Raw genomic sequence first — 12,668 nt, 5'->3', positions numbered from 1 at the left:
CAACAGGAGAATGGAAAAAAGTTCAAATTTGCGGCCAGAGTATCTGTCGCGCCTCATCACTGTATACATCCGGGGCCTTGTAAAGGATAAGCGGGGGGGCGAGAGTGCATCCTTGTCCGGCACCCAGGGCTCCTTCCGCAAGGATAAGGGATGCCGGGCTTTGGGCTGTGGAGTGGACGTTCCGGATATTTTTCGGGATTATCCTGCTTATGGTCATGGCATAAAGCACTTCTGCGCAGCGTTCAGCTGGAAAAACGCAATGGAGTCTGCCTCCGGTTTTCAGAAGAGAGGCAGCCAGTTTTGTCCATTCTTCAAGATTTATATATATTTCATGGCGGGCTGCGGCTTTCTCGCTGCCCGGATTGGTACGGCCACAGTCTTTTCGGTAATAGGGAGGATTGATGAGAATGCGGTCAACTGGGCCGCAGAGTTTTTTCTGACTGAGAAACCGCATGTCCATTTCAAAGATATTTATGGTATCTTGCATTTGGTTTGCAAGTACATTGCGCCGGGCCAGAGATGCAAGCTCCGGTTGGATCTCAACGGCAGTGATTCTCAGATCCGGTTGTTTTTGTGCCATCAGCAGGGAAAGGATGCCGCATCCTGTTCCAAGATCAAGTATGTGTTCTCCTGCACGGGGATGGGTATGCCAGGCCAGCAGCAGGGGATCTATGGAGAAGCGGTAGCCTCTGCTGTGCTGCTGTATATGAAGGTTTCCGAGGCTGTCTGTGGTTAAATTATTCACTGCTGTCCGATGCGAAGGCGGATATCCCGGATTATGGGAGATCCGTATGCTGTATTGATGCGTTCTGTAATATCGGATTTTAAGAACTGCAGATGCTGCATCCATACAGAACAGCTGACGGAAACCAGAAGGCAGCCGTCACGGAAACCAGCAGGTTTTGCGTTTTTTGCAATCTCAGGTCCTACGGCAGCTTCCCATGATGCCCATATTTCCTGAAAATCTCCCTTTGCATAGCGGGAGCGGAAGGGTTCCAGTGTTGTGTTGAGTGCTGTGCTGATGTGGGTGAAACGTTTATTTTTTGGTCTTTGATTTATCATTTTATAAAATTTATTTGTAAAAAAGCTGCTTGTCAATCCATTGGATGTCTGTAAGGGGTCAGTGGATGTATTTTGTATTTTTCTTGACTTGGAAACCTTTGCATTTTATTTTGTAATAATGTACTTTTTGCTTTTATCTTCCGCTATTTTTAATATTCATAAATTAAATCTGTTTGCTCATACCCATAACTGCTTTTTTCTTGAACCACATGAAGAAAGCAGGCAGGAAATAATTAGAAGGGAGGATGTGGTCTTTTGTTCTGAATTTGGAAAAAGCAATTAAAACAAGAGTGTTTTTTTGATGGTGAAATGAAAGTTGGTTTTTTTAACCATTTGAATTTAAGGATGGTTTTTTTGGTTGGAAACGGTTAAGGGTTGTGCCCCCTTTGGGGATATTTAAACCTTTTGGAAGGAAGATGCACATATGAATTGGGATTGGGATAAGCTCAGGGACAAACAGCAGCAGAACGAGCGTCGTTCTGGTGGTGGTGGCGCAGGAAAGCCACCTCAGGTGGATGAAATGGTGGAACAGTTGAAAAACATGAAGGTACCCGGAAGTCTGTGGCTTATTGTTCTGGTGGCCATTGCTGTTCTCATGGGGTCTACCATGTTTTACACCATTGGTGTTTCCGAGGTTGGGGTTGTTCAGCGCTTTGGAAAATTTGCAAGGATCACGGAACCCGGCTTGAACTTCAAGCTGCCTGCGGGAATTGAAACCGTAAACAAGGTGAGGGTCCGGCTGGTTTACAAGGAAGAATTCGGGTACAGGGAAAATATGGATGCCCGCAGCCGGTTTGCTGGCAGTGATATGGAAAATGCTGCCCTTATGCTGACCGGAGATCTCAATGTGGCGCTGGTTCCCTGGATTGTGCAGTATCAGATCCGGGATCCTTACAATTTCATGTTTAAGGTTCAGGACCCAAGGCAGCTTCTGAGGGATCTTTCCGAGGCATGTATGCGCCTTGTGGTGGGTGACAGAAGTATCAATGAGGTTATAAGTGCCCGTGAGGAGATTGCCATTGCTGCCCGGGAGATTCTTCAGCGGGAGCTGGACAAGGCGGAATCCGGGATACATGTGGTCACCGTAGAGATGAAGCGTACTAACGTTCCTGAACCTGTTCAGCCTTCCTTTAACGAGGTGAATCAGGCTACCCAGGAAAGGGAGCAGATGATCTACAAGGCCAAGGAAGAGTATAACCGGGCCGTTCCCGCAGCCAGGGGTGAAGCGGAACGTGTCATTCGTGAGGCGGAAGGTTATGCCCTGAACAGGGTTAACCGTGCTGAGGGTGATGCGGCGAGATTCAACAGTATATACGCAGAGTATGTCAGTGCAAAGGATGTTACGGAGCGTCGCATGTATCTTGAAATGATGCGGGAACTGCTGCCGACACTGAAGGATAAGTACATCATCGATTCGGATCAGGGCAATGTGCTGCCCTTCCTGAACCTTGGAAAAGAACTCGGGGTGAAGCAATGAATATGAAAGGTCTCATTGGCGCAGTTCTGGTGGCGGTTCTGCTGCTGGCCTATTCTGCGGCTTTTGTTGTGGATGAAACGGAGCAGGCTGTCATAACACAGTTTGGCCGTCTTGTGGGGGATCCCATTGTGGAGCCGGGTTTGAAGTTCAAGGTTCCCTTTGTGCAGGTAGCAACTTTTTTCCCGAAGAATCTTCAGGCATGGGACGGAGATCCGGGACAGATCCCAACGCTTGATAAAACTTATATTTATGTGGATGCCTTTGCCCGCTGGCGCATTGTGGATCCTGTGAAATTCTTTCAGTCCATTGGCAGTTTTTCCCTTGCCAAAGGTCGTCTGGATGAAATTATTGATCCTGCCATCCGCAACCTTGTGACATCCAATGCCCTTGTGGAATCCGTTAGATGGACTAACCGTGAGATGGACCCATGGGTGGAACTGGATGCCTTTGGTGAAGTGGAAACCATTGAAGAAGAACGGGACAGAACCGCTTTTGCCAGGGATGAAAGAGCCCGTGAAATCCGTGTGGGCAGAGAGAAAATTACAGAGCAGATTCTGGCTCAGGCCCAGCCCAGGCTGGATGTTTTCGGTATTGAGCTTGTGGATGTGAAGATCAAGAGAATCAACTACGTGGAGCAGGTTCGTGAATCCGTATATAAGCGTATGATTGCTGAACGCAGGCAGATTGCCGAGAAATACCGTTCCGAGGGTGTGGGGGAAGCCCGCAAGATCCGGGGTGATAAGGAAAGGGAGCTGCAGCTTATAGAATCCGAGGCATACAGGACAGCCCAGAAGATCCGGGGTACAGCGGATGCAAAGGTGGTTCGCCTGCTTGGAGATACCTATGGTGTGGATCCAAACTTTTATACCTATCAGAAAACACTTGAGACTTACAGGGAAGCCCTGGAAGGCAGCTCTGTGGTTTTTTCCACGGATTCAGATTTTATGAGGTTTTTGAACAGGCAGGGCGTGAATCAGCGTTAACTGCAGACGTATAAAAAAAAGCACCCGGAAACGGGTGCTTTTTTTTTGCCGGAAAAAGGCATGAAAATTATTTTTTTCTACGCTGATGGCGTGTACGTGCCAAAAGTTTCCGGTGCTTGTGGCGCCGCATTTTTTTTCTGCGTTTTTTAATAACACTACCCAAAATATCACCTCCAGTCTGAAAGGAAAAAAAATCTTGTTCATCGATCTTTCTGGCGAATCGATAAGTTGCTTTAGTAGCATGCGGCTGCTCTTCTTGTCCATATGATTTTCTGGAAAAACCATGGCAGCCCGGGAGGTGTTGATGAAACTTTGTGAAGGAACAGTGTTTTTTTCCGGTGAGATGCTGGAAGTTCTGGATATGGCACTGCCCGTTGCCGAAGAGTCCGTTGCTGGTTTTTATAAAATGAGTACGTCGGGCTGGGGGCGCCTGCGCTATGATGTGAAGACGGCAAAGGATCTTTTTGACCATGAACATGCAGGTCACGCCTATGCCCAGGTGTTGCGCTATGTAGGTATTCCATGGCAACGGAGTACCCAGGCTTCTGTTTTTACGGCCTACCGGATCTGTCTTCAGGATGGTTCCATTCTGCGCTGTCTGCGGGAGAACAGGCAGATCTCTGAATTGCCATTTCTGGTTTATATTCTTGTGCATGAACTGGTTCATGTGGTCCGTTTTTCAAGGCATCTGCAATTGTTTGAAGCTTCTTCGGAAGTGCGAATGCAGGAAGAAAAAAAGGTTCAGGAGGTTACGGACAGAATCGCCTCGGAAATTATGGTCTCCGGGATGGATCTTGTGCGGTCTTTTTTTTATGACAATGGCGGGTCTGGCTTGGATGTCTTTTGATTTCAAATGCTTGCTTCTTTGATTTCTTTTGTTGTCTATTCGGTATGTATTCTTGACAAGGGCTGAGAACTGACTATCTTTAGCTGTCTTTGGGATACCTGCTTTTTTTCTTAAAGTTTTGTGTCTTTTTTTAGATCAGGAGATTGTGGCATGCCTATTTATGAGTATGAATGTGCCCAGTGTGGACAGGTGATGGATGTATTGCAGAAGATATCCGATCCTCCTCTGACGACATGTCAGGGCTGTGGCGGATCTGTTCGCAAGGTTATGTCCCAGACGACTTTCCATCTTAAGGGAGGGGGCTGGTATGTAACGGATTATGGTGGAAACAAAGCACCTTCTTCGGCACCAGTATCGGATTCCGGTGCTTCTTCCGCTGTATCGGATACGGAATGAAATTCTGTGTCTGACCTTCCTTAAGAGAATCTTTAGGGTTCTGCATCGAATGGTGACGGTTTTTTTGTCTTAATATTTCCCGGAGTCGGGCTTTATGGTGCCTGTTTCCTGTTCTGACGGATGAAAAAAAGAGTACTTTTTTTTCATGGCACTTTACAAGTCTTTGGTCGTGATTAAAGTAATGACCGGATTCCGGAGTAATCCAAATGAATCAACTTTTTGCCCATTTTTTTTAAAAAGGAGAGATTTCAAAATGAACATCAGACCTTTGTTTGACCGTATTGTTGTCAAGCGTACCGAAGAGGCTAAAACCACTAAGGGTGGCATTATTATTCCGGATACTGTTAAGGAAAAACCCGCAGAAGGAACGGTTATTGCCGTAGGTGCCGGTCGCATGAATGATAAGGGAGAGCGCATCCCCATGGATATCAAGGTGGGAGACCGGGTGCTTTTCAGTAAATATGGCGGAAATGAAGTGAAAATGGGCGGTGAAGAATTTCTGATGATGTCCCAGGATGATGTGTACGCCATTGTGGATGAGGCCTGAGGCTTTAAAAGCTGTAGGTGACTTAAAAAACATATGCTGACATTGTTTTTGTCCATCAAGACCTGTTGCTCAGGTTCTGTTTTGATTCTTCAATAAAAAACATATTTGATTTGAATGGAGATATAGAATGGCTAAACAGATTATTTACGGTGAAGAAGCCCGCGCAAAAATGCTGAAAGGTGTAAAGACCCTTGCGGATGCAGTTGTTGTAACCCTGGGGCCTAAGGGTCGTAATGTTGTTATTGACAAGTCATGGGGTTCCCCTACGGTCACCAAGGATGGTGTTACCGTTGCAAAGGAAATTGAACTTTCTGACAAGTTTGAAAACATGGGTGCCCAGATGGTAAAGGAAGTTTCTTCTAAAACTTCCGATATGGCCGGGGACGGTACAACCACGGCAACGGTTCTTGCCCGTGCCATCTATGAAGAAGGTCAGAAGCTGGTGGTGGCCGGAAACAATCCCATGATGATCAAGCGTGGTATTGATAAGGCTGTAGATGTTGTCATCAAGGAGCTTGTCAAGGTAAGCAAGCCGACCAAAGACCGTCGTGAAATTGCCCAGGTTGGTACTATTTCCGCCAACAGCGATGAAACCATTGGTAATATTATTGCCGATGCCATGGAGAAAGTGGGCAAGGAAGGCGTTATCACCGTAGAAGAAGCAAAGTCCATGGAGACAACCCTTGATGTAGTTGAAGGGATGCAGTTTGATCGGGGCTATCTTTCTCCCTATTTTGTTACGGATACGGAAAAGATGGTCTGCGAGTTGCAGGATGCCTATATTCTGCTCAGCGAGAAAAAGATCAGCAACATGAAAGATCTGCTTCCTATTCTGGAGCAGGTTGCCAAGATGGGCAAGCCCCTTGTTATTATTTCCGAAGACGTGGATGGCGAAGCACTGGCAACACTGGTTGTTAACAAGCTTCGGGGTACCTTGAGTGTAGCTGCGGTAAAGGCTCCCGGCTTTGGTGACAGAAGAAAGGCCATGCTGGAAGATATTGCTGTGCTTACCGGTGGTCAGGTGGTTTCTGAAGATATGGGTATTACCCTTGAGGGCCTTCAGCTGACGGACCTTGGCAAGGCCAAGGGCATCTCCATTGATAAGGAAAATACCACCATCGTTGATGGTGCAGGTTCCCGTACGGCTCTGGAAGCCCGTGTAAAACAGATCCGCGCTCAGGTTGATGAAACATCCTCTGACTATGATCGTGAGAAGCTTCAGGAGCGTCTGGCCAAGCTCATCGGTGGTGTTGCCGTTATCAGCGTTGGTGCTGCTACGGAAACGGAAATGAAAGAGAAAAAAGCAAGGGTGGAAGATGCTCTTAATGCCACCCGTGCTGCCGTTGAGGAAGGTATTGTTCCTGGTGGTGGTGTAGCTCTGGTTCGCTGCATGGCTGCTCTGGAAAAAGCCAAGTTCAAGGCCGAAGACAAGCTGGGTGTGCGTGTGGTGATGCGTGCCATGGAAGAGCCCCTGCGTCAGATTGCCAATAACGCCGGTGTGGAAGGTTCCGTTGTTATTGACAAGGTAAAGAAGGGGGAAGGTGCCTTCGGATACAATGCCGCAACGGATGTGTATGAAGACCTTATTGAGGCCGGCGTTATTGATCCTACCAAGGTGGTTCGTTTTGCACTTCAAAATGCCGCAAGTGTGGCTTCCCTTATGCTGACCACAGAAGCCATGATCGCAGACAAGCCCGAAGAAAATTCCGGTGGTGGTGCAATGGGTGCCCCCGGAATGGGTGGCATGGGCGGAATGGGTGGCATGGGTGGCATGATGTAATGGTCTGATATTTTGTCTTTTATGAGTACCTGTTTTTTAAACCCCTGATGTGTAATTTTGTGCATATCAGGGGTTTTGTTGTTTTGATTACACGGGCTGGATTCTCCTTTTCTTGACAGCGCATACGGTGTCCTATAGGTATTGGATTGCATTATTTTGGGAGGTATTCAGTTTTTTTGCAGATACCCCGTTTTTTTTTAGGGAGTGATTATGGCCCACGATTCTCTGGATTTGCTGACTGTTCTTGGTTCTGCAGGTATTGTTGTAAAGCTTGTTCTTCTGGTTCTTCTTTTATTCTCTGTGGTTTCATGGGCGATTATTTTTATAAAATTTTTTTCATTGCGCCGTGATTATCAGGAATCCCTTCGTTTTCAGGAGTTTTTCTGGAAAAGCTCCAGTCTTTCGGATGTCTATGCAAAAATGAAGCATATGGGTGAAAGTCCTGCTGCCCGCCTTTTCCGGGCTGGATATAAAGAATTGAATGCCATGGGAAGGGCTGGGGGAGGGCAGGGTGGCGGCACAGGTGTTGCAGGTCTGGATACTTTAAAGAGAACGCTGGACCGTACCTGTTCTGCAGAGGTTACCAGGATGGGTCAGCTGGTGTCTTTTCTTGCCACATGTGGAAATACGGCTCCCTTCATTGGCCTTCTTGGAACCGTATGGGGAATTATGGAGGCTTTTCACGGTATAGGGTTAAAGGGGTCAGCCAGTCTGGCTGTGGTGGCTCCGGGTATTTCAGAGGCCCTTGTTGCAACGGCCATTGGACTTGGCGTGGCTATACCTGCCGTGGTTGCCTATAATACCTTTTTACACAGGATACGTACCATTGGCTCGGAGCTTGAAAATTTTTCTGCGGATTTTTTAAATGTGGTGGAGCGTGATCTTCACCGTATCCCGGGAGAATCCTGATGGCCGGAGGCCTTAAGAATGGTGAGATGATGAGTGATATCAACGTGACTCCCTTTGTGGATGTCATGCTGGTATTGCTGATTATGTTCATGGTTACGGTTCCCATGCTGCAGCAGGGCGAAGAAGTTAATCTGCCCCAGGTGGATTCTGCGGCATTGGAAGAATCTGCTGATCCTCTCGTCCTTGTGGTGGACAGGGATGGAGTCGTATGGATTCAGGATGTTCGCATTGCTCCCGGCTTTCTGGAAAACCGCATGGCAGACCTTCTTCGCGGGGATCCCGATGTCCAGGTTCTTTTAAAGGCTGATGCAGAAGTGCCCTACGGCAGGGTTGTGGAAGTGATGAATGGAGTGCGTAAGGCGGGGGTCACGCGGCTGGGCATGTTGACCCAACCCATTGGAGATAAGGTTAAATGATGGTTGCAGGCATGGTGTCCGGTCTGGAAAATCGTTTCGGACTCTTTCTTGCTGTATCTCTGGCAGCCCATATTATTTTTTTTGGGTCTACTATTTTGTTTCCCAGATGGTTTGGTGTTGCCGTTCCCCAGAAGATCAGTCCTATGCTGGTGGATCTTGTGGCCCCGGTTTCTTCTTCGGGACCTGTTACAGCGCAGGCTCCTGCTGCTGCGGTTCCTGAGAAATCACCTGCTGTTTCAAGACCATCTTCTCCGCCTGAGCCTTTGCCGGTAAAGTCTCCGGAAACCCTTCGTCTGCCTTCTGAAGAAAAGCCGAGGGAAACGGTTTCAAAAAAACATACCGAGGACCCCATTCCACTGAAGCGACCCAGTGTACCCCAGAGATCCCGTCCCTCGGCGGAAGAAGTCCATCGGAGCCTGTTGGATTCTGCTTTGGGAGATATGGCAAGGAAGGTGGAAGAAGGAAGACCAGTGGCTTTACAGGAAGCTCTTGAGAATCTTGAACGTCAGGTTGCAGAAGCCCCTTCGGGCAGAGGTGCAGGGCCAGCTGGTACACAAGGTTCAGGTGGGGCAGCAGCTGGGCGAGCCAGGGATTTATATATTTCCCTTGCTGCACATAGGGTTCAGCAGAATTGGGCCTATGCAGGTTCAGGCCGTTCTGATCAGGGAGCTGTTGTGGTTTTTGAAATTAGCCGGGAAGGTCGTGTAAGAAACCTCAGGTTACAGCAATCTTCCGGAAACAGGCACATTGATGAGTCAGCACGCAGGGCCATACTGAAGGCTGAGCCTTTTCAGCCTTTTCCCGAGGCCCTGTCCGATGAGCGTATAGCCATTGGTTTTCGTTTTACGGATAAAGGGGTGGATCTGTGACAGGGAATGGCATGAAAAAGAAAAACTGGAGTTGTGCGGCAGCTTTTACTTTGATTCTGGGTCTTCTGATTATATTTCCATGTCCTTCATTTTCCATGGATGAAATTCCCATTATTGATATTCAGGCTCCTTTTTTGCGTAAAATTCCCATTGCCATACCGGCTTTTGTATTTTCCGGAGAACAGGAAACTCTGCGGGATGTGGGTGAAAAAGGTGGGGAATACTTTGCCGGTGCTGTGGATTTTTCAGGTTATTTTATGGTGCAGTCAGCCCATGATAAGCCGGGTTTTCCAACGCTGGATGGTATTGTGGCATCTAAAATCGATTTTTCCATTTGGAAAAAACAGGGAGTGGAACTTCTTACCAGTATAGGTCTTGTCCTGGCCGGGGATGGTCAACTGGAAATGGAGTGCAGGCTTTTTGATGTGATTCAGGAAAGTCTTGTGGTGGGTAAGCGTTATCGGGGGCCGGTATCGGATTTCCGCAGGATGTTCAGGCTTTTTGCCAGTGAGGTTCTGTTTCAGGTAACCGGACGTCAGGGTCTTTATGAAAGCCGTCTGGCTTTTGTGTCGGATACCACAGGGCATAAAGAAATTTATATCTGTGATTATGATTGCACAGGGGTGCGGCAGATTACAAGGGATCAGAGTATAGCCCTTTCACCGGCATGGTCTTCCGACGGGAACTGGCTGGCCTACACTTCCTACAGAGAAGGCAATCCGGATCTTTTCATTAAGCATCTGGATGGAGGGCGCGGTGTTCATGTTTCCAAGCCCGGCTTGAACATTACTCCGGCCTGGGTTCCGGGTGCTTTTCAGTTGGCTGCTACCCTCTCCTTTGAAGGGCATCAGAATATTTATTTGTTGACCGGTCATGGGAAAGTTATTAAGAAATTAACCCATAGTTGGGATATTGATGTATCTCCCGCCTTTTCTCCCGATGGAAAACAAATGGCTTTTGTGTCCAGGCGATCGGGATCTCCCCAGATTTATTTGAAGAATATGGAATCCGGAAGGGTTCAAAGGCTGACCTTTGAGGGTAACTATAATACCTCGCCTGCTTTTTCACCCGATGGCAGGAATCTGGCCTTTGTGGGGATGCGCAGGGGCGAGGGAATCAATATTTACCGCATGGATCTTGATGGGCAGAGGGTTGTTCAGCTGACACAGAATTCCAGAGATAATGAAGATCCGACCTGGTCACCAGATGGCAGCCTGATTGCGTTTACATCTTCCAGAGAAGGTGTGTTCAATCTTTATGTCATGACTGCCTACGGAACAGATCAGCGTCGTTTGTTGTCCATGCCCGGCGCTCAGACTACGCCGAGATGGTCGTTGAAACCTGTACGCTTTGAATAGTAATAAAGGAGGATGTATGTCTGTGAAATCGTGGGTTCGTTTTGGCCTGGTTCTGGCGGTTCCCTGTGTGATGGTGCTGGCATCCTGTGCCGGTAAAACCGGAGGTGCTGATCTGGCGGAGCAGGAAATGGCTGAGCAGCTGAGACAGGAAGAAGAAGCTGCGCGCCTTGCTGCTGAAGCAGAAGCAAGGAAAGCCGAGGAAGCACGCATTGCAGCAGAGCGCCTTGAAAGGGAAAAGGCCGAAGCAAAGAAAAAGGCGGAAGAAAAGGCTGCCTTTCTTAATCAGCATGTTCATTTTGAATTTGACAGCTTCGCATTGACTTCAGAAGCCATGAAGGTGCTGGATGCCAAGGTGGCATGGCTGAGGAATAATCCCGGAGTAAAAATCAGCGTTGAGGGTCACTGTGATGAGAGGGGAACAAGGGAGTATAACCTTGCCCTGGGAGACAGACGCGCCCGTAGTGTAAAGCAGTATCTGGTGGACAGTGGCATTGCTGATGCCCGTATTGCCACCATCAGCTATGGAGAAGAGCGTCCCCTGGATCCTGCTCAGAATGAAGCCGCATGGTCAAAAAATCGTCGGGCTCAGTTTGTTATCCGATAAAGCATGACTCTCAGGCATCCGGGCTATCCCTGACAGGGTAGCTCCGGATGTTTTTTTGGGGAAAAATCTATGATAAAAGCCAATGGGTGCAGTATCTGGATTTTTGTTGCTGCGGCCTTATTTTTTGTCGGTTGTGCGACACGGCATGAGATGATCGACATGGATGACCGCATCCGGAAGATGGAAGAATATCGTGAATCCAGGCTGCATATGGAGGATGATGTTGTTGGCCGCATGGGAGAGCTGGAAGCAAGGATGACAGCTCAGGAGCAGGATCTTAGATCCTCCTTTGCCCGTATGCGTTCGGAAATGGATCATATGAGGCTTGCCATTCAGGAACTACAGGGGAGTATGGAAGAAAGCTCTTTCCGGACGCAGGGTGTTACGGAAAAACGGAATCTTATTGCGGAGGAGCTTGCCTTTTTAAAGGACAGCCTGATGACCCTCTCCGGCCGGATGCAGCATATGGCAGATTATGTGGGATTTGAATCTTCAGCGGAGGCTGTGGAGGGTAAAAAAGCTGCAATCGTTGAAAAAAAAGGGGATAAACCCGATGCACCTGCGGATCTGGATACCCTTTATGCTGAGGCAAAACAGGCTTTTGACAATGGTCTGCTGGAAAAAGCCCGTGATGGATTTCATGAAATTCTGGCACGTTTTCCCGATGCAAAGCTGGCGGATAATGCACAGTTCTGGATAGGTGACATTTATTATCGTGAAAACTGGTATGAAAAGGCAATTCTGGAATACCAGAAAGTCATTGATAATTATCCCAAAGGCAATAAGGTGGCTTCGGCACTTCTCAAGCAGGGTTTTGCCTTTGAAAAGCTGGGACAAAAGGCCAATGCACGTTTGATTCTGGAAGAACTGCTTCGTAAATATCCGGGTTCCAGTGAGTCCCTTATTGCCCAGAGAAAGCTTCGGCAATTATGAGATGGTAACGATTCTGGGATTGGATCCTGGCCTTGCAAGGACAGGCATCGGTCTGGTCCGGGGGAGGGGAACCACTATATCAAGTTATTCCTTTGGCTGTATAGAAACATCCAAGGAAGCAGCTCTTCCTGAGCGGCTGAATAAAATCTATGGGCAGGTATCGGAACTTTTGACAGGAGAAAAACCTGATCTGATGGTTGTGGAAGATATTTTTTCCCTGAGGGAGTATCCCCGTTCCGGTATTATGCTGGGTAAGGTGACAGGGGTTTTACTGCTGGCTGGATGTCAGCAGGGAGTTCTGGTGCGGGAGGTGGCTGTGCGGGAAGCTAAAAAGGTGCTGACTGGCAGTGGCAGTGCCTCTAAAAATCAACTTGAAAGGGCTGTGCGTCATGCCCTGGGCCATGAAGGCGCCATTCGTCCCGATCATGCTTCCGATGCTCTTGCCCTTGCCCTTATTGGCCTGTTCCGTTTTTCATGATAACGGGAA

Annotated in this window: 16 protein-coding genes; 13 read left to right on the top strand and 3 right to left on the bottom strand. The window is 48.1% G+C overall.

The genetic code is table 11. The features are described 5' to 3' along the window. Positions 1–22: 22 nt before the first annotated feature. Entirely contained in the window at positions 23–745 is a 723-nt protein-coding gene (locus FIM25_RS06615) for a tRNA1(Val) (adenine(37)-N6)-methyltransferase (RefSeq protein WP_179953213.1), read from the bottom strand. Continuing rightward, positions 742–1,062, bottom strand: a complete 321-nt coding sequence (locus FIM25_RS06610) for a DciA family protein (RefSeq protein WP_139447557.1) — start codon at positions 1,060–1,062, stop codon at positions 742–744. The genes FIM25_RS06615 and FIM25_RS06610 overlap by 4 nt, the downstream gene beginning before the upstream one ends. A 424-nt stretch (positions 1,063–1,486) precedes the next feature. Between FIM25_RS06610 and hflK the strand changes: the two genes are divergently transcribed. Both hflK and hflC read left to right on the top strand, forming a co-directional pair. Continuing rightward, on the top strand, positions 1,487–2,539 hold the full coding sequence (gene hflK, locus FIM25_RS06605; protein ID WP_139447555.1) for an FtsH protease activity modulator HflK: 1,053 nt from the start codon (positions 1,487–1,489) through the stop codon (positions 2,537–2,539). Further along, on the top strand, positions 2,536–3,522 hold the full coding sequence (gene hflC, locus FIM25_RS06600; RefSeq protein ID WP_139447553.1) for a protease modulator HflC: 987 nt from the start codon (positions 2,536–2,538) through the stop codon (positions 3,520–3,522). Before hflK ends, hflC begins: the two co-directional genes overlap by 4 nt. 67 nt (positions 3,523–3,589) lie before the next feature. Here the strand turns inward: hflC and FIM25_RS06595 are convergent, their stop codons facing one another. Continuing rightward, positions 3,590–3,685 carry a 30S ribosomal protein bS22 gene (locus tag FIM25_RS06595; protein ID WP_139447551.1) on the bottom strand — a complete coding sequence of 32 codons (96 nt, stop codon included), beginning with the start codon at positions 3,683–3,685 and terminating at the stop codon, positions 3,590–3,592. A gap of 141 nt (positions 3,686–3,826) precedes the next feature. Between FIM25_RS06595 and FIM25_RS06590 the strand changes: the two genes are divergently transcribed. The 11 genes from FIM25_RS06590 (at position 3,827) to FIM25_RS06540 (ending at position 12,659) form a co-directional block, all read left to right on the top strand. Continuing rightward, positions 3,827–4,369 carry a hypothetical protein gene (locus tag FIM25_RS06590; RefSeq protein ID WP_139447550.1) on the top strand — a complete coding sequence of 181 codons (543 nt, stop codon included), beginning with the start codon at positions 3,827–3,829 and terminating at the stop codon, positions 4,367–4,369. 150 nt (positions 4,370–4,519) lie between these two features. Next, positions 4,520–4,765, top strand: a complete 246-nt coding sequence (locus FIM25_RS06585) for an FmdB family zinc ribbon protein (RefSeq protein WP_139447548.1) — start codon at positions 4,520–4,522, stop codon at positions 4,763–4,765. A 253-nt stretch (positions 4,766–5,018) separates the two neighbouring features. After that, positions 5,019–5,312 carry a co-chaperone GroES gene (groES, locus tag FIM25_RS06580; protein ID WP_139447546.1) on the top strand — a complete coding sequence of 98 codons (294 nt, stop codon included), beginning with the start codon at positions 5,019–5,021 and terminating at the stop codon, positions 5,310–5,312. A 127-nt stretch (positions 5,313–5,439) separates the two neighbouring features. Next, positions 5,440–7,092, top strand: coding sequence for a chaperonin GroEL (groL, locus tag FIM25_RS06575; protein ID WP_139447544.1), 1,653 nt, complete (start codon positions 5,440–5,442; stop codon positions 7,090–7,092). A 210-nt stretch (positions 7,093–7,302) separates the two neighbouring features. Further along, positions 7,303–8,001 (top strand): protein TolQ, encoded by a 699-nt coding sequence (tolQ, locus tag FIM25_RS06570; protein WP_139447542.1) that lies wholly within the window; start codon positions 7,303–7,305, stop codon positions 7,999–8,001. Further along, complete coding sequence (locus tag FIM25_RS06565) at positions 8,001–8,417, top strand: ExbD/TolR family protein (RefSeq protein ID WP_139447540.1); 417 nt, start codon at positions 8,001–8,003, stop codon at positions 8,415–8,417. Before tolQ ends, FIM25_RS06565 begins: the two co-directional genes overlap by 1 nt. After that, positions 8,417–9,286, top strand: a complete 870-nt coding sequence (locus FIM25_RS06560) for an energy transducer TonB (RefSeq protein ID WP_179953212.1) — start codon at positions 8,417–8,419, stop codon at positions 9,284–9,286. Before FIM25_RS06565 ends, FIM25_RS06560 begins: the two co-directional genes overlap by 1 nt. 11 nt (positions 9,287–9,297) lie before the next feature. Then, positions 9,298–10,644 carry a Tol-Pal system beta propeller repeat protein TolB gene (gene tolB, locus FIM25_RS06555; protein ID WP_139447536.1) on the top strand — a complete coding sequence of 449 codons (1,347 nt, stop codon included), beginning with the start codon at positions 9,298–9,300 and terminating at the stop codon, positions 10,642–10,644. A gap of 16 nt (positions 10,645–10,660) precedes the next feature. Then, positions 10,661–11,248, top strand: coding sequence for a peptidoglycan-associated lipoprotein Pal (gene pal / locus FIM25_RS06550; RefSeq protein WP_246052053.1), 588 nt, complete (start codon positions 10,661–10,663; stop codon positions 11,246–11,248). A 69-nt stretch (positions 11,249–11,317) separates the two neighbouring features. Then, a complete protein-coding gene (gene ybgF, locus FIM25_RS06545; protein ID WP_139447535.1) occupies positions 11,318–12,181 on the top strand; it encodes a tol-pal system protein YbgF in 864 nt (287 codons plus the stop codon). Then, the gene (locus tag FIM25_RS06540; protein ID WP_342774330.1) at positions 12,153–12,659 is read left to right on the top strand and encodes a crossover junction endodeoxyribonuclease RuvC; all 507 of its coding nucleotides are present in this window, start codon (positions 12,153–12,155) and stop codon (positions 12,657–12,659) included. The genes ybgF and FIM25_RS06540 overlap by 29 nt, the downstream gene beginning before the upstream one ends. The last annotated feature ends 9 nt before the right edge of the window (positions 12,660–12,668 follow it).

It is taken from the genome of Desulfobotulus mexicanus (assembly GCF_006175995.1).
Lineage (GTDB): Bacteria > Desulfobacterota > Desulfobacteria > Desulfobacterales > ASO4-4 > Desulfobotulus > Desulfobotulus mexicanus.
Note: the sequence above shows the minus strand (reverse complement) of the source record. Positions and strands in the feature narration are given on the sequence as shown.